Genomic DNA, 20,595 nt, shown 5'->3' with positions numbered 1-20,595 from the left:
CTGCACCAGCCCCTCCCAGAGAAAGGAGAGGCACCCAGGGGTGCCTCTCCCCGAGTCTCCCCGGCCTCGAGGCCAGGCTCTCATGCTAGCCGGCCTCGGGGTCTTCGGATTGGTCCTCTGCTTGGTCCGCCCGCTCCAGTCGCCCCGCCTCGATCAGGGCCCGGCGGAGCAGGAACTCGATCTGCCCGTTCATGCTCCGCAGCTCGTCGGCCGCCCACTTCCGCAGGGCTGCGTACACCTTGGGATCCAGCCGGAGCAGGAAGGCCTTCTTCTGGGCCAACGCTCTCTCCTCAGGTCAGTAGAGTGACCCAGCGTTGACAATGGGCTGGGGACTCCGGTCGGCGCAGAGGACGACCAGGAGGTTGCTGACCATCTGGGCCTTCCGCTCATCATCCAGCTCAATCACGTTCCGCTTGGCCAGATCCTCGAGGGCCATCTCCACCATGCCGACAGCCCCCTCGACGATCTTCTGCCGGGCGGCGATGATGGCGTTGGCCTGCTGCCGCTGGAGCATGGCGCTGGCGATCTCGGGGGCGTAGGCCAGGTGGCTGATGCGGGATTCGATCACTTCCACCCCGGCCTTGGCCAGCCGCTCCTGGACCGCGACGGTCAGCTCTTCGGAAATCTGGGCGGCGTTGGCGGCCAGGGAGAGGGTGTGCTCATGGGGCGCGTCGTAGGGGTACTTGGTCGCCAGGGCCCGGAGGGCCGCCTCGCTCTGCACCTCCACGTACTCGGTGTACTTGTCCACTTCGAAAAGGGCCTCGGCGGTGTCCACCACCCTCCAGACGACGACCGCAGCGATCTCGATCGGGTTGGAATCCTTGTCGTTCACCTTCAACTTGTCCGTTTCGAAGTTCCGCACCCGGGTGGAGACCTTGGTCCGGGTGGTCAGGGGGTTGACATACCAAAGCCCCGGCTTCCGGACCGTTCCCTTGTAAGTGCCGAAAAGCTGGACGACCCGCGCCTCGTTGGGGCTCACGGTGAAGAGGCCATTCCAGCCGATGGCCACCAGGACGATCAGAATCGAGGCGAGGACGATGATGCGGACCGATTCGTCGGCAATGCCCTGGACCAGCAGGAAGATGCTGCCGGCCGACAGGGCGAGCAGAAGGAGCAGGGCAGGAAGGCCGGGAAACGCCTTCAACTCCGTTTCGCGAATCATGGTGCTCGCTCCCCTCATGTGGTCAGAGAGTGTGGTTCGCGAGAGGATTGCTATGGGAATGATACAGGAATGATATCATCCTGGTCAAGATGGGGGGCCGCCCACCGGTTGGTCGGGCCCTCTTGTGAGGCGCTTCGGGATCCAACGGCCGTCTGCGGGTGGGGGGATCTCCTGGCGGCGCGCCCGAGCCGGGGGGACCAGCTCGGGCGCCGGGTGTTGGTCTGAGCTTTTCAACCGAGGACGTAGGCGGCCTCCCGGTCGACGGCAACGGGCTTGCCCCGGGCCTGGGCCGACTCGATCATAGCCAGCACGGTCATGAGGTCGCCGAACTCCATCTCGGGCGGCACCGAGATGGCCTCCTCGCCGCTCAAGGCTTGGTGGAAGTTGAGGAGTTCCCGGGAGAAGCCCCGCTGGGGCCGGTACGGGATCTGCTGGGACGAGCCGTCGGGGAAAAAGATGTTGACCACGCCCGCATCCCGCTCTTCCAGGTAGATCTGGCCGTGCTCGCCGAAAATCCGCAAGCCCACCAGCGGCCGCTGGTACTCCAGCCCCAGGCAGGAGAAGGTGTAGTGGCCGATAAAGCCGCTCTTGAAGAGGATGTTGGCTTGGAGGACGCCGTAGGGCGCAAAGTCGGCCTCGATGGGGTTGCCCAAGGCCTGGACCCGCTCGATGGCGCCGAAGATGTGGCGGAGCGCGGCCAGGTCGTGGACGGCGATGTCGGTGATGATGCCGCCGGGGAAGTTGGGGTGCTGGCGCCACTCCCGGGCGGCAAAGGTGTTCTCCCGCATCTCCGCGGGGAAGTTGACCACCCGGTGCTGCATGAAGTACCAGACCCGGCCGATCCGGCCCTGCCAGATCCAATCCCGGATCCAGTCGATCTCCTCGTTGTAGCGGTACTGCTCCGCGATCAGGATGGGGATCTGGTAGCGGCGGGGGAGCTCCCGGGCGATCTCCGCCTGCTCCCGGTTGGCCGCCAGGGGCTTCTCGCAGATGATCCCCTTGAGGGAGGGCGGGGCGCTGGCCGCCACCGCCTGGGTCACGGGCAGGTTGTCGGGGATGGGGACCATGATGTCCACCACGTCCAGATCCCCCCGCCGGACCATGGCGCGAAAGTCAGTGTAGACCCGATCCGGCGGGATCTGCAGGCGCTGGGCCCACATGTGAACCCGCTCCCGGTCGGTGTCGCACAAGGCATAGATCTGGTAGCGGTCCTGCAGCTCCTGGTAGGCGGGCAGGTGCAGCCGCTCAAAGGCCATGCCCGTGCCGATGATGCCGACTCGCAAGGGCATGCGCGTCGCCTCCTTCCGCCTCCATGATGTCCGGGCGCGGAGAAGGCCATGCCGCCTGAGGCGGGGCGCGGGGGAGCCACCTTTCTCCTGGCGAGCCGTTCATTGGTGGGCATCGTTCAACGGTCCGCCGAAGGCCGCCGTGAGGCGGGCGGAACCCCTGGAAGGGAAGGGGTGAGCCCTCACCCGGGCCAAGGTTCACCGACATGGCGCAAAAGGGCCGGGCGTGATAGCATGGAAAGGGTGATGGTGCCCTAGGGGGAGGTGGCAGAGATGCGGGTCGGGCCCATGGAACTGGTCATCATCTTGGTCCTGGTCCTGATCATCTTCGGGCCGGGGAAGCTGCCGGAGCTGGCCAAGGCTGCCGGCGAGGCCATTGCCGGCTTCCGCAAGCAGACCGAGGGTGTCCGCAAGGAGATCGACGAGGCGGTCCAAGAGGTGCAGGAGGTCAAGAAGGACATCAAGCCCTTCTAGGCGTGCTTCAGGCTGTCGGGCGCTTGTCCGGCGTCCGTCCGCCGTTGAGCTCCTCCGTCCGGCGGGCCCGGGAGCGGCTTCGGGCCTGCCGGTCGGAAAGCGACAGGCTTTCCCCGCCCCGTCCCACCTCCGGCCTTCCGGGACCGGGGCTCCTCCCAGCCAGCTACTTCTCGCTTTCGATCAACCCCTTCACAAACCACCGCTGCATCACCAGGATGACCAGGACCGGGGGCAGGAGGGTCATCATGGCCGCGGCCATGGTGATGTTCCACTGGGGCAGCTCCGGGTTGACCAGCTGCTTGATGCCGATGACGGCCACCTGCATCTCCTCGGTGTGGGTGATCATCAAGGGCCACAGGTACTGGTTCCAGCCGTAGACGAAGAGGACGACAAAGAGCGCGGCGATGTTGGTCCAGGACAGGGGCAAGAGGATGGACCAGAGGAACCGCATGGGGCCCGCCCCGTCCAGCTGGGCCGCTTCGGCGAGCTCGCCCGGCACCGTCTGGAGGAACTGCCGGAAGAGGAAGGTGGCGGTGGCCGAGGCCATTAGGGGCACGGTGAGGCCCACGTAGGAGTTGAGCCAGCCCAGGTCGCTCACCACCTGGTAGGTGGCAACGATCCGGACCTCCACGGGGAGCATGAGGGTGATGAAGATCAGCCAGAAGACCACCTTCCGCAAGGCGAACCGGAAGTAGACGATGGCGAAGGCCGACAGCAGCGAGATGACGATCTTGCCCACCGCCACGGTGATGGCCACGACCAGGCTGTTCAAGAGCTTCCGGCCCATGCCCGCCTGGCTCCACGCGGTGATGTAGTTGGCCACCAGGTGGGTGGAGGGGCGGAGGATGGTGGGCCGGACCACCACCTCCTCCATGCTCTGGGTGGAGAGGACGAAGACGTAGTAGACCGGGAAGGCGATGATCCCAATAGAGACCAGGAGGAGGAGGTGGGCGGCCAGACGCCCCAGCCTCTGCTTCAGCCGGGCCCGGGCCGCCCGGGGTTGGATCATGGGCCGGGTGGCAGCTCGGGGGAAGACGCTCATCAGTAGGTGACCCTCCTCTCGCCGAAGCGGAACTGGAGCGCGGTGAGGATGATGGCCAGCACCATGAGGACCACCGATTGGGCGCCCGAGGAGCCCACGTCCAGGGCGATGAAGCCGTCCTTGTACGCCTTGTAGACCAGGGTCTCCGTCGCCCCGCCGGGCCCTCCCCGGGTGATGGCGTCGATGACGCCGAAGGTTTCGAAGAGGGAGAACGTGGTGTTGGTCACCAGCAGAAAGAGGGTGATGGGCGAAAGGAGCGGCCGGGTGACGTGCCAGAAGCGTTGCAGGGCCGACGCGCCGTCGACGGTGGCCGCCTCCAGGAGGGTCTGGGGGATCTGCTGGAGGCCCGCCAGAAAGAAGGCGATGTTGTACCCCAGCCGGGCCCAGACGGAGGCGACGATGACCAGGCCCAGCGCGATCCGGCCGTCCACCAGCCAGTTGAAGGAGAGGCCGGTGGCCGCCCGCAGGTAATAGGTGAGCACGCCGTAGGCGGGGTGGGCCAAAAAGAGCCAGATGATGCCGGCCACCACCGGCGCAATGCCGTAAGGCCACAGGAGCGCCGTCCGGTATGCGGGGAGGCCACGGATCTTCTGGTTGGCCAGGACGGCCAGGCCGAGAGCGATGAGCATCCCCAGCACCGTCACCCCCAACGAGAAGACGAGGGTGGTGACCAGGCTCCGGTGGTACTGGGCCGAGGTGAAAAGCCGCTCGAAGTTGGCCAGGCCCACGTAGAAGAGGCGGTCGCCGAAGGGGGAGGCCCGCATCACCGCGTAGCGGAGCGAGGCCGCCGCCGGCCAGAAGAAGAAGATGACGGAGATGGCCACCTGGGGCAGCACCAAGAGGTAGGGCAGGAGGCGGTTCCGGAAGACGGGTCGGTGAACCATGGAGGCCCTCCTCGCTTCCGGGGCCGGTGGGGCGGCCTGGATGGTTCAGGCCGCCCCGGCCGTGACCGGCCCTGGTGGGATGGTCCAAGCCCTAGCGGTAGAGGTCGGCGAAGTCCCGGAGGAGCCGGTTGGCCCGGGCGACCGCGTCGTCCAGACCCTGCTCCGCGGTCTTGGTGCCGGCGAAGATGTTCTCCAGCTCCTCCTCGATGACGTCCCGAATCTGGATGAAGTTGCCCAAGCGGAGCCCCCGGGTGTGGGGGGTGGGGGGCGAGTAGGTCAGCTGGGCCCAGGCCGTCCGCTGGTCGGGGTTGGCCTCGAAATGGCCCTCCCGTTCCAAGAGCTCGTTGGCCGGGTTGCTGATGGCGATGTAGCCCGTCTCCTTGTGCCAGAAGGCCTGCTGCTCCGGCTGGGTGAGGAAGTGGAGGAAGGCGGCCACGCCCGCGTACGCGTCCGGGTTCCGCGCACCCATGAGGACCCAGAGGCTCGCGCCGCCGATGATGGAGTTCACCTTTTCATAGGGCTCGCCCCAGTGGGGGAGCATGGCCGTCGCCCAGTTGAAGGAGGCCGCCTGGCGGATGGTCCCCATGGCGGCCGACGAGGCGATGAAGATGGCGCACTGGCCGTTGAGGAAAAGGGGATCGGAGCTGCCGCCCCGGCCGCCGTACTGGAAGATGCCACTCTTGGCCCACTCGGCCAGCTTCCCCACGTGCATCCGGCCGAACTCGTCGTTGATCAGAAGCTCCACATCGAGGCCGGCAAAGCCGTTCTCCTGGGTGGCGATGGGCAGCCCGTGCCAGGCCCGCATGTTCTCGATCATGGTCCAGGAGGGCCACTGGATGGTGAAGCCGCAGGAGGCGGCGTCCCGCTCCATGATCTGCCGGCTGAAGGCCTCCACCTCATCCCAGGTGGCCGGCGGCTGCTCCGGATCCAGGCCCGCCTGAGCGAAGGCGTCCTTGTTGTAGTAGAGGATGGGGGTGGAGGAGTTGAAGGGCATGGAGTACAGGTTTCCGTCCTTGGAGTAGTAGCTCAGGACCGGCGCGACGAAGCTTTCCCAGTCCACCTGGTAGCCGTGGTCGCTCATGAGTTGGTAGACGGGGTAGATGGCGCCGGACATGAGCATGGTTTGGGTGCCAACCTCGTAGACCTGGACCAGATGGGGGGGATCCTGGGCCCGGTAGGCGGCGATGGCGGCGGTCACCACCTCGTCGTAGGAGCCTTTGTAGATGGCCTCCACCCGGTAGGCGGACTGGCTCTCGTTGAACTGGGTGACCAGCGCCTGGACCACGGTGCCCAGGTGGCCGCCCATGCCGTGCCAGAAGATCACCGGGACCGGGGCCTGCCCCCACGCCGGCTGGAGCGAGGCCAGGATCAGGATCAGCCCTGCCAGGAGGAAGGAACGGGGTCTCCACATGACTCGATCGCGCTCCCTTCCGGTCTCTCTGCTCGCCGCTTCTCCCGCAGACTACTCAAAGATTCGTCGGTAATGCGACTCGTCCCTGTTGACCGAAGATAAACAGAACGTGAAGAACGCGCGCGTCAGGTAACGAATTTTTTTCGCCGGAGCACGCGCGGGTGCCGCGCTGGCCCCTGCCGACCCGGGCCCCACCGGGAGACCGCGGGCGGCCCGCTTTTGGGGTGGCGGCGCCCCGGAGGGCTGGCAGGGCCCCAGCCCCGGGGTGGCGTACTCTCACCCGGCGGGAGGAATGGCGATGGCGGTGGCCACCCAAATGCTCCTTCGGGCGCTCCTTCTGGGAGCGGGTGTCCTGGGAGGCTGGCTTCTCGACCGGTTGGACGTGCCGGCGGGGTGGATGCTGGGCGCCCTGGCGGCAGGCCTCATCGTAGGCTTGGTCTGGGGAAAGGCCCCGGAGGTGCCCCGGGGTTTTCAGCTGGGCGCCCAGGCCATCGTGGGGCTGGGCCTGGGGGCGACGGTGGAGCCGGGGATGCTGCCCGTGCTTCAGGGCATGCTGCCGGCCCTCTTCCTCTTCACCGGGGCCCTCCTGGGTGCGAGCACCTTGGCCGGCTTGATCCTGGCCCGGGTGGCCCGCCTGAGCCGGGTCACGGGGGTGCTCGCCTTCGTGCCCGGCGGGGCGTCGGCCATGGTGGCCATGAGCCCCGAAGTGGGGGCCGACCCCCGGGTGGTGGCCACCGTCCAGTACGTCCGCCTGGTCTTGGTGGGGTCCAGTGCCTCGTTCCTCGTGGCCCTGGCCCAGGCCCTGGGGTCGGGAGGCCCCTGGCCCGCCCCGGGCACCCTGGAGCTGGCCGCGGGCCCGGCGGGCCTGACCGGTTGGAGGAGCCTCCTCCCCTACGGGGTCACCTACGGCGCCCTCCTGGGAGGCCTGGCCCTGGGGGCGCGGATCCCCCTGCCCGCGGGCCGGCTCCTGTTTCCCATGGTCCTCGTGGCCGGCGCCAAGTTGGCGGGACTGCCCCAGGCGCCCCTGCCCACCTGGCTCGCTGACGGGGCCCTGGTCTTCCTGGGGCTTTGGGTGGGCCTCCAGTTCGACCGGGCCTCCCTGCGGCAGGCGGGGGTGACCGCCCTCTGGGCGGCGGGCCTCACCTTGGGCTTGATCGGGGTGGGGCTCCTTCTGGGGCTGGGTCTGGTCGCGGAGACGGGGATGAGCCCGGAAACGGCCCTCCTGGGCACCACCCCCGGCGCCATCGAGACCATGACCGCCGTCGCGCTGGATGTGGCCCGCCAGCCAGCCCTGGTGCTGGCCATGCAGATTTTCCGCATGGTGGGGGCGGTGCTGGTGGGTCCGCCGGTGGTCAAGGCCCTGGCCCGGCCCGCAGCCCCGCCCCGGGGTCCGGTGGGGGAGTCGCCCCTGCCGCGCCCACCTCTCGGGCAATAACCAGCCGGAGGATCTCAGAGGTGCCCTCGCCGATCTCCATCAACCGGGCATCCCGCCAGTACCGCTCCACCACGCCGTCCCGGGTGTAGCCCAGCCCACCGTGGATCTGGATGGCCGCGTTGGCGGCCCGGGTGGCCGCCTCGGAGGCGAAGAGCTTGGCCATGGCCGCCTCCTTGCGGAAGGGGCGCCCCTGGTCCTTGAGCCAGGCGGCTTTCAGGTAGGCGAGCCGGGCCAGCTCCAGCTCGGTGGTCATGTCGGCCAGCTTGAACCGGATGGCCTGGAAGCGGCTCAAGGGCTGGCCGAAGGCGGTCCTCTCCCGGGCGTAGGCGAGGGCCCGGTCCAAAGCCGCCTGCCCGATCCCCACTGCCAGCGCGGCGATGCCGATCCGCCCCCCGTCCAGCACCGCCAGGGCTTGCTCGTACCCCCGGCCCTCTTCCCCCACCAGCGCCTCGGGACCCACCAGCACGTCCTCCAAGGCCAGGGGCGCCGTGTCCGAGCTCCGCAGCCCCAGCTTCTCATACTGGGGCCCGACGGTGAAACCAGGCGTGCCCGCCGGCACCAGAAAGGCGGAGACGCCCCCCTTGCCGCCCCCAGGCCGGGTGGCCGCCATGATCACCGTGGCCGCGGCGTGGGCCCCGTTGGTGATGAAGACTTTGGATCCGTTGAGGAGCCACCCCTCGTCCCGGCGTTCCGCCCGGGTCTGGGGGTGGGCCGCGTCGGAGCCGCCGCCGGGCTCGGTGAGGGCGAAGGCGATCAGGGCCTCGCCCCGGGCCGCGGGCGTCAGCCAGCGGGCCTTCTGCTCGGGGCTACCGAAGAGGTGGAGGTAACCCGCCCCCAACGAGCAGTGGGCCGCGTAGGTGAGGGCCAGGGAGGCATCGGCCCAGGCCAGCTCCTCGATGGCCAGGGCGTAGCTGATGGTATCCCCGCCCAGGCCGCCATACTCGGGAGGAAAGGGGAGGGCGAAAAGGTCCAGCTCAGCCAGGCGGGCCAGGAGCCCTTGGGGGAACTGGCCCGTCCGGTCGGCTTCGGTGGCGTGGGGGGCCACCTCTTCCCGGGCGAAGGCCCGCACCAGGTCGCGGACGGCGCGCTGGTCTGGGGTCAGCTCGAAGTCCACCCGACTCCCCCCTTGCACGTTCTCCCGGGGACGGGGATCACCAGGCGGCCTGCCCCCGGGCGGCCGCTACCTGCGCCTCGATCCAGCGGACGATGGCCTCCAGGGAGTGGCCGGGGGTGAAGACCTCGGCCACTCCCTGCGCTTTCAGGGCGGCGGCGTCGTCCGGGGGGATGGTGCCGCCCGCAACGAGGAGGATCTCGCCGCCTCCCAGCCGGTCCAGCTCCTGGCGGATGGGGGGCAGTAAGGTCATGTGGGCGCCGGAGAGGATGCTCACCCCCACCAGGTCCACATCCTCCTGGACCGCCATCCGGGCCGTGGACTCGGGGCTCTGAAAGAGCCCGGAGTAGATCACCTCCATCCCCGCATCCCGCAGGGCTCGGGCGATCACCTTAGCGCCCCGGTCGTGGCCGTCCATGCCTACCTTGGCGATGAGGACTCGGATCCTGCGCGTCATGGCCTCCACTCCTAGATGACCGCCCGCTCCTGGTACTCGCCGTACACCTCCCGCAGGGTGTCGGCGATCTCGCCGACGGTGGCGTAGCACCGGGCGGCCTCCATCAGGTACGGCATCAAGTTGGCGCCCCCTCGGGCCGCCTGGCGGAGCTGGGCCAAGGCTCCAGTTACCGCCCCCTGGTCCCGCCGGGCCCGGAGCCGGCGGAGGCGGGCGATCTGGTCCGCCTCCACCTCCGGCCGGATGCGGAAGATCTCCGGCGGCCGGTCCTCCTCCTGCCGGAAGGCGTTCACCCCCACCACGATCCGCCGGCCCGCCTCCACCTCCCGCTGGTACCGGTAGGCCGCCTCGGCGATCTCCTTCTGGAAGAAGCCGCTTTCGATCCCGGCGATCACCCCGCCCAGGGCCTCGATCTGCCGGAAGTACTTCTCCGCCTCGGCCTCCAGCTGGTCGGTGAGGGCCTCCACCAGGTAGGACCCCCCCAAGGGATCGGCCGAGTTGACCACCCCGATCTCGTAGGCCAGGACCTGCTGGGTCCGCACGGCCAGCGTGGCGGCGTGCTCCGTCGGGAGGCAGTAGACCTCATCCAGCGCGTTGGTGTGGAGGGACTGGGTCCCCCCGAGGACCGCGGCCAGGGCCTGGTAGGCCGTCCGGATCAGGTTGACCTCCGGCTGCTGGGCGGTGAGGGAGCAGCCGGCCGTCTGGGTGTGGAAACGGAGCCGCCAGGAGCGGGGGTCTTGGGCCCCATAACGCTCCCGCATGGCCCGGGCCCAGATTCGGCGGGCCGCCCGGAACTTGGCGATCTCCTCGAAGAAGTCCAGGTGGCTGTTGAAGAAGAAGGAGAGCCGGGGGGCGAACTGGTCGATGGCCAGCCCCCGCTGGAGGCAGGCCTCCACGTAATGGAACCCGTTGGCCAGGGTGAAGGCCAGCTCCTGGACCGCGGTGGAGCCCGCCTCCCGGATGTGGTAGCCGCTGATGGAGATGGGGTTCCACTGGGGCACGTGCTGGCTGCCGAACTCGATGGTGTCCACCACCAGCTTGACGCTGGGCTCGGGCGGGAAGATCCATTCTTTCTGGGCCATGTACTCCTTCAGGATGTCGTTCTGGATGGTCCCCCGTAACCGAGCCAGGGGCACCCCCTGCTTCTCCGCGGTGACCAGGTACATGGCCCAGAGGATGGCTGCCGGCCCATTGATGGTCATGGAGGTGGAGACCTGGTCCAAGGGGATGCCCTCGAAGAGGGTCTCCATGTCCTCCAGGGAGTCGATGGCCACCCCTTCCCGGCCCACCTCTCCCAGGGACCGGGGATGGTCCGAATCGTACCCCAAGAGGGTGGGCATGTCGAAGGCGACGGAGAGCCCCGTCTGGCCCTGCTCCAGCAGGTACTTGAAGCGGGCGTTGGTCTCGGAGGCGGTGCCGAAGCCAGCAAACTGGCGGATGGTCCAGAGCCGCCCCCGGTACATGGTGGCGTGGATTCCGCGGGTAAAGGGGTATTCCCCGGGAAAGCCCAGCTTGGCCAGGTAGTCGGGGTCGGGCTGGGAGGGAGTGTAGAGGGGCTCCACCGGGAGGCCGGAGAGGGTGGTGAAGAGCCCCTCCCGCTCGGGACTCTGGGCCAAGGCCTCGCGGTAGCGGGCCAGAGCCTCTTCGTACGCCCGGCGGGCCGCCTCCACCTCTGCCCCGGGGTCGGCCGGTCGGGCTGCCGCGGTGCCGGGCCGCGGTTCACGATCGGGTTGCACGGTTCCTCACCTCCCGTTGTCCGGCGCGGATTGGGTCAGGAACTGCTCCACCAGCCGCCGGGCCTCCGCACCGGGCAGGGCCGTCCCGGCCACCACCTTCCGGACGGCCGTCTCCACCTCGGGGGCCTGGAGGAACTGGGCGAGGCGGGCGTGGAGCTCGGCTTCCACCTGATGCACCAGCTGGTGCCGGGCCCGGGCGAGCCGGCGCGCCTGCCCCTGGCCCCCCGCCTCCAAGGCCCGGCGGTGGGCTAAGATCGCCTCCCAGACGTCCGCCAGCCCCTCTCCTTGGGTGGCCACCACCGGGAGAACCGGCGGCTGCCAGCTCTGGGGCGAGGCGGGCGGGAGGCTGGCCCGCAGCTCCGCCAGGGCCTGGTGGGCGCCGGGGAGGTCCGCCTTGTTGAGAAGGTAGAGATCGGCCACCTCCATGAGGCCGGCCTTGATGGCCTGGATGCCGTCACCCGAGGCAGGGGTGAGAACCAGCACGGTGGTGTCCACCACTTGGGCGACGGCCCACTCGGACTGGCCCGTGCCCACTGTCTCCACCAAGAGGAGCTGGTAGCCGGCCGCCTCGACCAGCTGGAGCACCTCCCAGACGGCGCCGGCCAGGCCGCCGGAGCCGCCCCGGGCGCCCATGCTCCGGATGAAGACGTCAGGATCGAGGGTGTGGCTGGCCATGCGGATCCGGTCGCCCAGGACGGCCCCACCGGTGAAGGGGCTGGTGGGATCGACGGCCACCACCGCCACCCGCCACCCCTGGGCCCTTCCTTGGGCGATCAGGCCGTTGATGAGGGTACTCTTGCCGGCGCCGGGGGGACCGGTGATCCCCACCCGGTAGGCCGTGCCCTGACTCGGCGGGCAGCGGGCCAGGAGGGCCTCTTTCAGCGGGTGGTCGTTCTCCACCCACGAGAGGGCTCGGGCCAGGGCCCGCTGGTCACCGGCTTGGAGTTGGGCTGCCAGCCCAGCGGCCGGGGCGGCCTGGGTTGTGGAGTCTTGCCTGGTCGCCATGGCGTCCTCCCGGCCCTTGCGGGGCACCAGACAAACGGCACTTCTCGGGAAAGACCTCCGAATATAGTATAATCCGACATCGACGGCCGGGATCCTGCTGCCGGGCCCGGGGCGACCTCGGCTCAGACTCAGGGGACGATCGGCGCCCTGGAGCGTGGCCCCAGAGCCCAGGCCCAGCCCGCCGCGTGGTCCCGCAGGAGGAGGGGAAGGGGGAGGCGAAGGCGGCGGCGGGGAAGGCTTCCCATCAGAAGAGGAGGGGATGGGATGGGATCCTGGGCCCGGCGGGGGGTGCTCCTCGCCTTCTTGCTGGCCGTCGTCGCCATGGGGCTTTGGCAGAACCGTTCAGCCCCGCCTGAGCTGCAGACCGCGCCGCTGGTCGATCCCCTTCGCCTCCAGGGGCTGGCCATGTTCAGCCCCAGCGAAGGCTGGGCGGTGGATGCGGACCACCGGATCCTCCGGGCTGAGGGCGGGCCGGACCGCTGGGTGCCGGTGACCCCTTCTGGGATCGCCACCGGTGGGACGGAGTGGGTGGGGCTGGCCGGGCTCGATCCCCAGCGGGCGTGGGTCGCCTTCACCCCCGCCGGCGCCGGCCAGGGGACCGTCCATCTGGTGGCCACCGCGGACGGGGGCCAAACCTGGGAGGACCGGGGCTCTATCCCGGTGGGGGAGGCCACCGGGGGCGAGGGGTTCCGGCCCCTCCAGATCACCTTCCTCGACGATCAGCACGGGTGGTTCTACGGGCAGGTCTACCCAGGGATGCACGGGGTGGTCCCCTTCCTCTGGGCCACCGACGACGGCGGCCGGAGCTGGGAGCTGGTGCTGCCTGCCCAGGCCGGCGATGCCGGAGGCGGGATCCCCTTCCGGGGCGCTTACAGCACCCCCTACGGGCCGGAACTGCTCGTCTTCCTCACCCCGGCCCAGGGATGGATCGGGACGGGCAGCCTGCTCCAGACCCGCGACGGCGGGAGCACCTGGCACGAGGCGGCCATCCCCGGGCCGCCCGACGCGCCGGCCCTCGCCCAGCCCTTCCGGTATGTCCGGCCGCCCCGCTTCACCGACGAGGGCCATGGGTGGGTGGTGGTCGATCTGTACGAAGAGGAGGACGTGGCCTGCCCGCCCTGCGACCAGTTCCTGGCTCCTCCCAAGGCGAGTTACCTGCTGGTCACCCAGGACGGGGGTGAGGGGTGGCAGGCCCTGCCCCTTCCCGCGCCGGGGGCCTTGGTGGTCTTCCGGGATGCCCGGCACGGGTGGCTCCTGGCCCCGGCCCAGGGGGAGGGGTCGGCCGTCCTCTCCCGCACCTCCGATGGCGGGCGGAGCTGGGAGCGCCTGGCCGACGACCTTCCCTTTGGCGACGAGGCCCGGCTCATGTGGCTCGAGGCCGGCGACGGTCTTGCCTGGGTGCCCCAGGCAGCCGAGGGGGCGCCCGCCCTCTTCCAGACCCGGGACGGCGGTCGAACTTGGGAGCCTCTGGAACCCCGCCTCACCCTGGTGGAGACCGGCCGCAAGGACGCGGGGGCCCGCTTTCCCACCGGGGCGGGCCAGGGTAGAATGGCGGCGAGCATGGGTCTTCACCCGTCAGGGAGGGATGGATGATGGGAGAGCCCCGTGAGGCGGCCGCCGGGCCTTCTCCGGATACCACCGTGCGGCTCGTCTACGTGACCGTCGCCACCCGGGAGGTGGGGGAGAAGCTGGCCCGCACCCTGGTGGAGGAGCGGCTGGCCGCCTGCGTCAACGTGGTGGAGGGGATCACCTCCTTTTACTGGTGGGAGGGCGAGGTGCAGCGGGAAGGGGAGGTCCTCCTCCTGGTGAAGACCCAGGCGGCCTGCCTGGACCGGCTGGTGGCCCGGGTCCGGGAGCTCTCCGGGTATGAGGTGCCGGCCACGTCGGCCCTGGCGGTGGTCGGGGGGAACCCGGACTACCTCCGCTGGGTCGTCGAGGAGACCACCCCCAGGGAAGGGTGAGCCTCCGGCGGTGGGGCGGGACCAATCCTGGACCGTGTGGGTCGATGCCTCCCCGGGCCCGCCCTGGGAGAAGGTGGCCCGGGAGGAGGCCCTCCTGGGGGCCGTGGCCGCGGGCCGCCTGGGGCCGGTGCTGCGCCTTTGGACCAGCGGGCCCAGCCTGGTGTTGGGCCGGCTGGAGGCCCGGCGCCTGGAACAGGCCGGGTACGCCCTGGCCCAGATGGGGCCTCTGCCCGTCCTGGTCCGTCCCTCGGGCGGGACGGCCGTGCCCCACGGGCCCGACGATCTGAGCGTCACCCTCTGCTACCCCTGCGACCAGGTGCCGGCCGCTCCCGAGATGGGTTACCGGCGGCTCTTGGCTGGGTTGGTGCGGGCTTTGGAGCAGGCCTTGGGCCTCCAGGCCGGCCCGGGTTGGGCCCCCGGGAGCTTCTGCGATGGGCGCTTCAACCTGGTGGTGGGCGGGCGGAAGGTGGCGGGCACGGCCCAGGCCCAGCGCCGGGGCGCGGTACTGGTCCATGCGACGGTGATGGTCGGGGGGGAGGGGCGGTCCCGGCTCCGCCAGGTGGCCGCTTTCTACCGCCAGGTGGGGGCCCATGGCCCCTGGGATGAGGGAAGGGTGGCCAGCCTGTCGGAGCTGGCCGGGCGGGCCCTCTCACCCCAGGACCTGATCGAGCCCTTGGTGGACGCGTTCCTCGCCGGCTGGGGTTCGGCAGGTGCAAGTAGGACGCATGACGAATGAAGAGCTGACCCGTGAGGGTGAGTGGGCAAGGGGCGTGGTTCCCATGGGCAGCGTGGACTGCAGCCGGTGCGGCAAGCCCAGCGACCGGTGCCTGTGCGACGTCCAACTGGTGTCCCGCCGGCCGGGTGCCGCCATCTACCGTCTGGCTCCCGAGCAGGTTCTGCTGGTGTTGGTCCCTCTGGGCGGGGCCCTGGCCCCCGACGACGCGCCCCCCGGTTTCCCCATGTTGGTCACCTACTGCGTGGAGTCGGTGGTGGAGGGGGCGGCCATCTTCGACCGGCCGGTGGAACCGCGGGTGGTCGACGGTGAGCTCCTCTACCGGATGGGCCCGGCGGCGCCGGCCAGGCAGCGCCTGGCGGGCGTGGTCGCCGAGCTCTTGGCTCAGGCGGCGGAAGACCAAGGCTGAGGGGGTGCTCCCATCCACGGGACCGGGTCGGCTTGGGTGTTGGTCGTCCTCTCCAGCCTGGCCACCCTGCTGGGCAGCCTGCTGGCCGTCCGGCTCGCCCCGCTCAAGCCTGGCTCGCTGGCCCACCTTCTGGCTGGGGTGGGCGGCTTTCTCCTGGCCTCAGCCTTCCTCGATCTCATCCCCCACGTGGCGGAGGAGCAGGGCCCCCAGTGGCTTCCCCTGGTGCTGGTCGGCTACCTCCTCCTGCTCGGGGTGGAAAGCCTGCTGCCGGCCCGGGCCCACCCAGAAGGAGTGCTCCCCGGTGGGGCCAGCCGGGGGTGGCCCCACGCTGGGCCTCCCGCGCCGGGGGGTTCGGCCTCGTTCTGGGGCGCGCTGCTGGGCCTCTCAGCCCATGCCTTCTTTGACGGCGTGGCCCTCATGGGCGGGTTGGGGGCCGGTCTGGCCCGCGGGCTTCCTCTCGTCCTGGCGATTAGTCTCCACAAGATCCCCGAAGGGTTCACCTTGGGCGCTCTGGGGTGCCAGGCCCTGGGCCAGCCCCGCCTGGCCGCCTGGTCCGGCGGGCTCTTGACCCTGGCCACCCTGGTGGGCGCGTGGGTCACCCTGGTCTTGGAGCGGGTTGCCTGGGCCCTGGAGTCGGCCCTGCTGCCTCTGGCCGCGGGCGCCCTCATCTACATCGGGGCGACGGAGATGGTGCCCGCCGTCCACCATGAAAGGGGCTTCTCCGGGGGAGCGGCGGCCCTGGCTGGGGCCCTGCTCTTCTACCTCTCGGCGCTGGCCGCCCGGGGCTTGGGGTTGGAGTGAGGCGGATCGGCTTCGGGGAAGAGGGAGCCCTGGTCCAGGGCCGCGGCGATCTCCTGGACGGTCCGCCACCGCTGGCGGACGACGGGCGGGAAGCGGCCCTCCCGGCGGTACCAGTTGGTGAGGAAGCGCCGTACCTGGGGCTCCCCGGGATAGCCCCAGCCCACGTCCCCATAGACGGCGCGGATGGCCTCCAGCTCCTGGTCCCGGGTCACCTTGGCCAGGATGCTGGCCGCGCCCACCAAAGGGTAGGTCTGGTCGGCCCGGTTCTCGCCCACCAGGGGGAGGGGCCGGCCCACCCGCCGCTCCAAGGCTTGGAGGAAGGGCCCGATGCCCCGGGGCGGGGTGGGCACGTCGAGGAAGATGCGGTCGGCGGGGCGGGCTCGGATCAACGCCGCCAAAGCCTCCAGCTCCAGGTGGGTCAAGCTCTCCTCATCGATCTGCTCCGGGGGCACCCGAACCACATCCCAGTGGAGAGCCACCTGCCTCAGGCGGTCGAAGACCTGGGCCCGCGCCTCCCGGGAGAGGGCCTTGGAGTCCCGGGCCCCCAGCTCGGCCAGAACCTCCGCCTGGTCGGCCGGCACCCAGAGCCCGGCCACCACCATGGGGCCGATGACCGAGCCGCGTCCCGCCTCATCCAGGCCCAACCAGACCTCCAAAGAGCCTCACCCCCGGCGACGCCTACCTGGTCGGCGCCCTTCTGGAGCCTTCGCCACTTGACGGTGCCTTCCTCGCCAGCGGGACGGGTTCCGCCCCTCCCGGGGCCCGGGATCTGGTTATACTGCCGAGGAGCGAACGGCGCGAGGAGGGTGGTCCATGTCTGGTCTGGAGCGTTCCGTTCCCGGTCAGGCCAACCGCTTGGCGGCGGAGGAGAGCCTCTACCTCCGGCAGCATGCATCTAACCCGGTGGACTGGTACCCGTGGGGGCCCGAAGCCCTGGAGCAGGCCCGGCGGGAGGACCGTCCCATCCTCCTCAGCATCGGGTACTCGGCCTGCCACTGGTGCCACGTGATGGAGGCCGAGTCCTTCTCCGATCCGGCCATCGCCGAGGTGATGAACCGGCACTTCGTCTGCATCAAGGTGGATCGGGAGGAGCGCCCCGACCTGGACCACCTCTACCAGCAGGCGGCGGAGCTTTTGGGGTCGGGGGGCGGCTGGCCCCTCACCGTCTTCCTCACCCCCCAGGGGGCGCCCTTCTACGCGGGCACCTACTTCCCCCCTGTGGAGCGGTACGGCTTGCCCGCCTTCCCCGACCTGCTGGAGACGTTGGCCCAGATCTTCCGGGAGGAGCGGGACCGGGTGGAGCAGGTGGCGAGCCAGGTGGTGGCCGCCCTCCGAGCCCTCCAGGAGCCCCCGCCCGGCCGGCCCCCGGAGCGGATCGCCCCCGCCCCGGACCGCCTGGTCCCAGCCCCTCGCCGAAGGGTCGATGTGGAAGCGGCGTTGCGGGTGCTGGATGAGCACGCGGACCGGGCCCAGGGCGGCTTCGGCCGGGCGCCCAAGTTCCCCAACGTGCCGTTGCTCCGCCTCTTCCTGGCTCAGGCCCGCTTCGGCCGGGACGACCGGGCGGAGGCCCGGGCCCGCCACGCCCTCTTCACCTTGGACCGGATCCTGGCGGGCGGGATCCATGACCAGCTGGGGGGCGGCTTCCACCGGTACGCCACCGACAACCGCTGGCTGGTGCCCCACTTCGAGAAGATGCTCTACGACAACGGGCTCATCCCGTGGGTCCTGCTGGAGGCCTACCAGCTGACGGGTGCGGTCCGGTACCGCCTGAGCGCCCAGGCGGCCTTGGAGTACCTGATCCGGGAGATGCGCCATCCCGAAGGCCCCTTTGCCGCCAGCCAGGATGCCGACACCGAAGGGGTGGAAGGGGGAACCTACCTCTGGACTCCGGCCGAGGTGGAAGCGGTCTTGGGCGCCGAGGAGGCCCAGCTGGCCATTGCCTGGTTCGGGGTGACCCCGGAGGGCCACCTGGAGGGGCGGAGCGTCCTCCACCAGGCGTTAGCGCCTGAGGAAGCGGCTGAGCGCTTCGGCCTCTCCATGGACGTCTTGGAGGACCGCTTGGCCGCCATCGGCCAGCGATTGCTGGAGGCCCGCCAGCGGCGCCCCCAGCCCCAGCGGGACGACAAGGTCCTGACCGCCTGGAACGGGCTGGCCATCGCCACCCTGGCCCGGGCGGCCGCGGTGCTGGGGGAGGGCCGGTACCTGGAGGCGGCCCGGCAAGCCTTCCAGTTCATCCTCGACCACCTGGTGAGCGAGGACGGGGGCCTCCAGCGGGTGTGGCGACGGTCGGGACCGCCGGTGGCGGGCCAGCTGGACGATCACGCCTACCTGGCGTGGGGGGCCCTGGAGCTCTACCAGGCCACCTTCGAGCCCAGCCTCCTCCAGGCCCTGGGGGCCCTGGCGGGGCTCCTCATGGAGCGGTTCTGGGATGGGCAGGCGGGCGACTTCTTCCTGACGGCGGCGGAGCCGGGCGAGACACCTCTCCTAGGCGTCCGGCCCCGGCAGGCTGTGGATCAGGCCGTGCCCGCCCCGGCCGCGGTCGCGGCGGGGGTCTTGCTGGCGGCGGCCACCCTTCTGGGCCGGGAGGCGTTCCGGGAGCCGGCGGAGCGGCTGGTGGAGCGGTACCAGGCGGCCATGGTGGAGCACCCCTGGCCCCACAGCAGCCTCCTGCTCCTGGCCCAGCTGGTGGAGACCGGTTGGACCGAGGTGACCCTGGCGGCGCCGCCGGGGATGGGGGGTGAGGCCCTCATGCCGTGGCTGGAGGCGGCCTTCGGGCCTTATGCCCCCGAGCGGCTGGCCGCCGGCGGCGCGCTGCGGGGCCTCTGGGGGGATCAGGCGGTCCGCCTGCCCCGGGTCTGGCAGATTCCCCTGCCCCACCCCTTGCCCTTCCTGGCCGGCCGGGAGCATGACGGCCGGGTCCGGGCGTACCACTGCCGGAACTTCACCTGCTCCCCGCCCCTGGACCGGCCCGAGGCCCTCCGCCAGCTCCTCAGCCAGGGGGTCCGCTTTCCATCGCCGGAGTGACCGGGTAGAATACGTCTGGAAGGAGGTTCCGAGGAAAGCCTCATCCGTTCACCCCCAAGGTGAGCAGGAAAGGAGCAACCTCAGTGCCTGTCACGGTACCTTTGAACATCTTTCGGGAGTATGACATTCGCGGCTTGGTGGAGACGGAGCTGACGCCCCAGGTGATGGAGATCCTGGGCCGGGCCGCCGCCCGCCGGTTCAAACGGGTGGGCCAGAACAAGGTGGTGGTGGGCCGGGACAACCGGCTCAGCTCCGATGAGCTTCGGGACGCGCTCCTCCGGGGCCTCCTGGCCGAGGGGATGCAGGTGGTCGACCTGGGCGTGGTCACCACGCCGCTCTTTTACTTTGCCCGGGTCCATTACGGCTTGGATGCCGGCATGATGATCACGGCGAGCCACAACCCGCCCACGTACAACGGCCTCAAGGTGGCGCTGGGTTACGGCACCATCTACGGGCAGCAGATCCAGGAGCTGGCCCGGGTGGCCCAGGAGGTGGCCGCGGAGGATCCCCCGCTCGGTGCAGGCCCCATCGATGAGAGCCAGGTGGAGCACCTGGATGCCTCCGGGGCCTACCTCAAGGATCTTCACGACCGGATCAAGCTGGCCCGGCCGCTGAAGGTGGCCGTCGACTGCGGCAACGGCACGGCCAGCCTCTTTGCCGTGGACTTTCTGAAGGGGCTGGGGTGCGAGGTGGTGCCCCTGTACTGCGAGTCCGACGGCCGCTTCCCCAACCACCAGCCCGATCCGGTGGAGCGGGAGAACCTGCGCGACCTGATCCGGGTGGTCCGGGAGGAAGGGTGCGACGTCGGCATCGGCTTCGACGGGGACGGCGACCGGCTAGGGGTCGTCGACGACCAGGGCGAAGTGATGTGGGGCGACGAGCTGATGATCCTCTACTGGCGTGAGATCCTGCCCAAGCACCCGGGGACGACGGCCATCATCGAGGTCAAGTGCTCCCAGGCCCTGGTGGAAGAGGTAGAGCGGCTGGGTGGGAAGCCCCTCTTCTACAAGACGGGCCACTCCCTCATCAAGGCCAAGATGCGGGAGATCGGGGCGGTCTTCACGGGCGAGATGTCGGGCCACATGTTCTTCGCCGACGAGTACTACGGCTTCGACGACGCCTTCTACGCGGCCGGCCGGTTCCTGCGCATCCTGGCCGCCGATGACCGGCCCCTCTCCGAGATCCGGCAAACCATCCCCCGGTATCCCAGCAGCGCGGAGACCCGGGTGCCCTGCACCTCCGATGAGGCCAAGTTCCAGGTGGTGCGGGAGCTCAAGGAGCGGTTCGCCCGGGAGTATCCGGTGATCGATGTGGACGGTGTCCGGGTCCTCTTCCCCGACGGCTGGGGCCTGGCCCGAGCCTCCAACACCCAGCCGGCCATCGTCGCCCGCTGCGAGGGCCAGACGGAGGAAGCCCTGCACCGCATCGAGGCCATCATGAAGGAAGCCCTCACCTCCTTCCCCGAGGTGGGCGACTTCGAGTGGGCCCGGTGAGGGCCACCTGGCCGGTCCAGATGAGATCGAGAGAAGACGTCAAGGGTTCCTTTCAGGCGGCGAGCCGGCGGCTCGCCGCCTGCCGTTTGCCCGCCCCACGCCACCCGGGGGCCCCGGGGCCGGGAGGGTATCCCGAAGCCGGGAACCTTGCCACCGGCTCCGCCGGGCCAGCCG

At 70.2% G+C, this 20,595-nt stretch carries 20 protein-coding genes; 9 read left to right on the top strand and 11 right to left on the bottom strand.

Annotation, left to right across the window (positions count from 1 at the left end; genetic code table 11):
* Positions 1-85: 85 nt before the first annotated feature.
* The 3 genes from FWJ67_RS03685 to FWJ67_RS03675 form a co-directional block, all read right to left on the bottom strand.
* Positions 86-280: a DNA-binding protein gene (locus FWJ67_RS03685; protein WP_304174306.1), complete on the bottom strand. Its 195-nt coding sequence runs from the start codon at positions 278-280 to the stop codon at positions 86-88.
* A gap of 15 nt (positions 281-295) precedes the next feature.
* Positions 296-1,162 (bottom strand): SPFH domain-containing protein, encoded by an 867-nt coding sequence (locus FWJ67_RS03680; RefSeq protein ID WP_304174308.1) that lies wholly within the window; start codon positions 1,160-1,162, stop codon positions 296-298.
* A gap of 230 nt (positions 1,163-1,392) precedes the next feature.
* A complete protein-coding gene (locus FWJ67_RS03675) occupies positions 1,393-2,451 on the bottom strand; it encodes a Gfo/Idh/MocA family protein (protein ID WP_304174309.1) in 1,059 nt (352 codons plus the stop codon).
* A gap of 270 nt (positions 2,452-2,721) precedes the next feature.
* On the opposite strand from FWJ67_RS03675, the gene FWJ67_RS03670 reads away from it, so the two are divergent.
* Complete coding sequence (locus FWJ67_RS03670; protein ID WP_304174311.1) at positions 2,722-2,922, top strand: twin-arginine translocase TatA/TatE family subunit; 201 nt, start codon at positions 2,722-2,724, stop codon at positions 2,920-2,922.
* Between the two features lie 163 nt (positions 2,923-3,085).
* On the opposite strand, the gene ugpE is transcribed toward FWJ67_RS03670, so the two are convergent.
* From ugpE to ugpB, 3 genes are all read right to left on the bottom strand, one after another.
* Positions 3,086-3,931 (bottom strand): sn-glycerol-3-phosphate ABC transporter permease UgpE, encoded by an 846-nt coding sequence (ugpE, locus tag FWJ67_RS03665; protein WP_369686591.1) that lies wholly within the window; start codon positions 3,929-3,931, stop codon positions 3,086-3,088.
* A 32-nt stretch (positions 3,932-3,963) separates the two neighbouring features.
* Positions 3,964-4,848 carry a carbohydrate ABC transporter permease gene (locus tag FWJ67_RS03660; RefSeq protein WP_304174315.1) on the bottom strand — a complete coding sequence of 295 codons (885 nt, stop codon included), beginning with the start codon at positions 4,846-4,848 and terminating at the stop codon, positions 3,964-3,966.
* A gap of 91 nt (positions 4,849-4,939) precedes the next feature.
* The gene (gene ugpB / locus FWJ67_RS03655) at positions 4,940-6,259 is read right to left on the bottom strand and encodes a sn-glycerol-3-phosphate ABC transporter substrate-binding protein UgpB (RefSeq protein WP_414482581.1); all 1,320 of its coding nucleotides are present in this window, start codon (positions 6,257-6,259) and stop codon (positions 4,940-4,942) included.
* Between the two features lie 298 nt (positions 6,260-6,557).
* Between ugpB and FWJ67_RS03650 the strand changes: the two genes are divergently transcribed.
* Positions 6,558-7,694, top strand: a complete 1,137-nt coding sequence (locus tag FWJ67_RS03650; RefSeq protein ID WP_304174319.1) for an AbrB family transcriptional regulator — start codon at positions 6,558-6,560, stop codon at positions 7,692-7,694.
* On the opposite strand, the gene FWJ67_RS03645 is transcribed toward FWJ67_RS03650, so the two are convergent.
* From FWJ67_RS03645 to meaB, 4 genes are all read right to left on the bottom strand, one after another.
* Complete coding sequence (locus FWJ67_RS03645; protein WP_304174321.1) at positions 7,612-8,808, bottom strand: acyl-CoA dehydrogenase family protein; 1,197 nt, start codon at positions 8,806-8,808, stop codon at positions 7,612-7,614. The two genes, FWJ67_RS03650 and FWJ67_RS03645, sit on opposite strands and share 83 nt — an antisense overlap.
* Positions 8,809-8,845: 37 nt before the next feature.
* The gene (locus tag FWJ67_RS03640; RefSeq protein ID WP_414482580.1) at positions 8,846-9,262 is read right to left on the bottom strand and encodes a cobalamin B12-binding domain-containing protein; all 417 of its coding nucleotides are present in this window, start codon (positions 9,260-9,262) and stop codon (positions 8,846-8,848) included.
* 11 nt (positions 9,263-9,273) lie between these two features.
* A complete protein-coding gene (locus FWJ67_RS03635) occupies positions 9,274-10,896 on the bottom strand; it encodes a methylmalonyl-CoA mutase (RefSeq protein WP_414482183.1) in 1,623 nt (540 codons plus the stop codon).
* Positions 10,897-11,001: 105 nt separating this feature from the next.
* Positions 11,002-12,000 carry a methylmalonyl Co-A mutase-associated GTPase MeaB gene (gene meaB / locus FWJ67_RS03630; RefSeq protein WP_414482179.1) on the bottom strand — a complete coding sequence of 333 codons (999 nt, stop codon included), beginning with the start codon at positions 11,998-12,000 and terminating at the stop codon, positions 11,002-11,004.
* A gap of 264 nt (positions 12,001-12,264) precedes the next feature.
* Between meaB and FWJ67_RS03625 the strand changes: the two genes are divergently transcribed.
* From FWJ67_RS03625 to FWJ67_RS03605, 5 genes are read left to right on the top strand one after another with little or no spacing between them, the layout of a single operon-like run.
* The gene (locus FWJ67_RS03625; RefSeq protein WP_414482579.1) at positions 12,265-13,593 is read left to right on the top strand and encodes a WD40/YVTN/BNR-like repeat-containing protein; all 1,329 of its coding nucleotides are present in this window, start codon (positions 12,265-12,267) and stop codon (positions 13,591-13,593) included.
* The gene (cutA, locus tag FWJ67_RS03620) at positions 13,593-13,961 is read left to right on the top strand and encodes a divalent-cation tolerance protein CutA (RefSeq protein ID WP_304174330.1); all 369 of its coding nucleotides are present in this window, start codon (positions 13,593-13,595) and stop codon (positions 13,959-13,961) included. The genes FWJ67_RS03625 and cutA overlap by 1 nt, the downstream gene beginning before the upstream one ends.
* A gap of 10 nt (positions 13,962-13,971) precedes the next feature.
* Positions 13,972-14,697: a biotin/lipoate A/B protein ligase family protein gene (locus FWJ67_RS03615; RefSeq protein WP_304174332.1), complete on the top strand. Its 726-nt coding sequence runs from the start codon at positions 13,972-13,974 to the stop codon at positions 14,695-14,697.
* A gap of 43 nt (positions 14,698-14,740) precedes the next feature.
* The gene (locus FWJ67_RS03610) at positions 14,741-15,103 is read left to right on the top strand and encodes a hypothetical protein (protein WP_304174334.1); all 363 of its coding nucleotides are present in this window, start codon (positions 14,741-14,743) and stop codon (positions 15,101-15,103) included.
* Between the two features lie 36 nt (positions 15,104-15,139).
* Positions 15,140-15,904: a ZIP family metal transporter gene (locus tag FWJ67_RS03605; RefSeq protein WP_304174337.1), complete on the top strand. Its 765-nt coding sequence runs from the start codon at positions 15,140-15,142 to the stop codon at positions 15,902-15,904.
* Here FWJ67_RS03605 and rnhB read toward each other — a convergent pair.
* Positions 15,862-16,560, bottom strand: a complete 699-nt coding sequence (gene rnhB, locus FWJ67_RS03600; protein ID WP_304174339.1) for a ribonuclease HII — start codon at positions 16,558-16,560, stop codon at positions 15,862-15,864. The genes FWJ67_RS03605 and rnhB overlap by 43 nt on opposite strands.
* A 157-nt stretch (positions 16,561-16,717) precedes the next feature.
* Here rnhB and FWJ67_RS03595 point away from each other — a divergent pair, with 157 nt between their 5' ends.
* Entirely contained in the window at positions 16,718-18,928 is a 2,211-nt protein-coding gene (locus FWJ67_RS03595) for a thioredoxin domain-containing protein (protein ID WP_304174341.1), read from the top strand.
* Between the two features lie 83 nt (positions 18,929-19,011).
* Positions 19,012-20,421: a phosphomannomutase/phosphoglucomutase gene (locus tag FWJ67_RS03590; RefSeq protein WP_304174344.1), complete on the top strand. Its 1,410-nt coding sequence runs from the start codon at positions 19,012-19,014 to the stop codon at positions 20,419-20,421.
* Positions 20,422-20,595: the final 174 nt, after the last annotated feature.

Origin of the sequence: Limnochorda sp., from assembly GCF_047459355.1 — a bacterium.
Classification (GTDB): Bacteria; Bacillota; Limnochordia; order Limnochordales; family Limnochordaceae; genus Limnochorda.
This window is presented reverse-complemented; position numbering and strand designations above follow the sequence as displayed.

Bases quoted from the DNA above. Each gene is read 5' to 3' on its own strand.
- FWJ67_RS03680 (WP_304174308.1), bottom strand. From the start codon at position 1,162: ATGATTCGCGAAACGGAGTTGAAGGCGTTTCCCGGCCTTCCTGCCCTG.
- FWJ67_RS03625 (WP_414482579.1), top strand. From the start codon at position 12,265: ATGGGATCCTGGGCCCGGCGGGGGGTGCTCCTCGCCTTCTTGCTGGCC.
- ugpB (WP_414482581.1), bottom strand. From the start codon at position 6,259: ATGTGGAGACCCCGTTCCTTCCTCCTGGCAGGGCTGATCCTGATCCTG.
- FWJ67_RS03610 (WP_304174334.1), top strand. From the start codon at position 14,741: ATGGGCAGCGTGGACTGCAGCCGGTGCGGCAAGCCCAGCGACCGGTGC.
- FWJ67_RS03640 (WP_414482580.1), bottom strand. From the start codon at position 9,262: ATGACGCGCAGGATCCGAGTCCTCATCGCCAAGGTAGGCATGGACGGC.
- FWJ67_RS03660 (WP_304174315.1), bottom strand. From the start codon at position 4,848: ATGGTTCACCGACCCGTCTTCCGGAACCGCCTCCTGCCCTACCTCTTG.
- cutA (WP_304174330.1), top strand. From the start codon at position 13,593: ATGGGAGAGCCCCGTGAGGCGGCCGCCGGGCCTTCTCCGGATACCACC.
- FWJ67_RS03675 (WP_304174309.1), bottom strand. From the start codon at position 2,451: ATGCCCTTGCGAGTCGGCATCATCGGCACGGGCATGGCCTTTGAGCGG.
- FWJ67_RS03670 (WP_304174311.1), top strand. From the start codon at position 2,722: ATGCGGGTCGGGCCCATGGAACTGGTCATCATCTTGGTCCTGGTCCTG.
- ugpE (WP_369686591.1), bottom strand. From the start codon at position 3,931: ATGATCCAACCCCGGGCGGCCCGGGCCCGGCTGAAGCAGAGGCTGGGG.
- meaB (WP_414482179.1), bottom strand. From the start codon at position 12,000: ATGGCGACCAGGCAAGACTCCACAACCCAGGCCGCCCCGGCCGCTGGG.
- FWJ67_RS03650 (WP_304174319.1), top strand. From the start codon at position 6,558: ATGGCGGTGGCCACCCAAATGCTCCTTCGGGCGCTCCTTCTGGGAGCG.
- FWJ67_RS03595 (WP_304174341.1), top strand. From the start codon at position 16,718: ATGTCTGGTCTGGAGCGTTCCGTTCCCGGTCAGGCCAACCGCTTGGCG.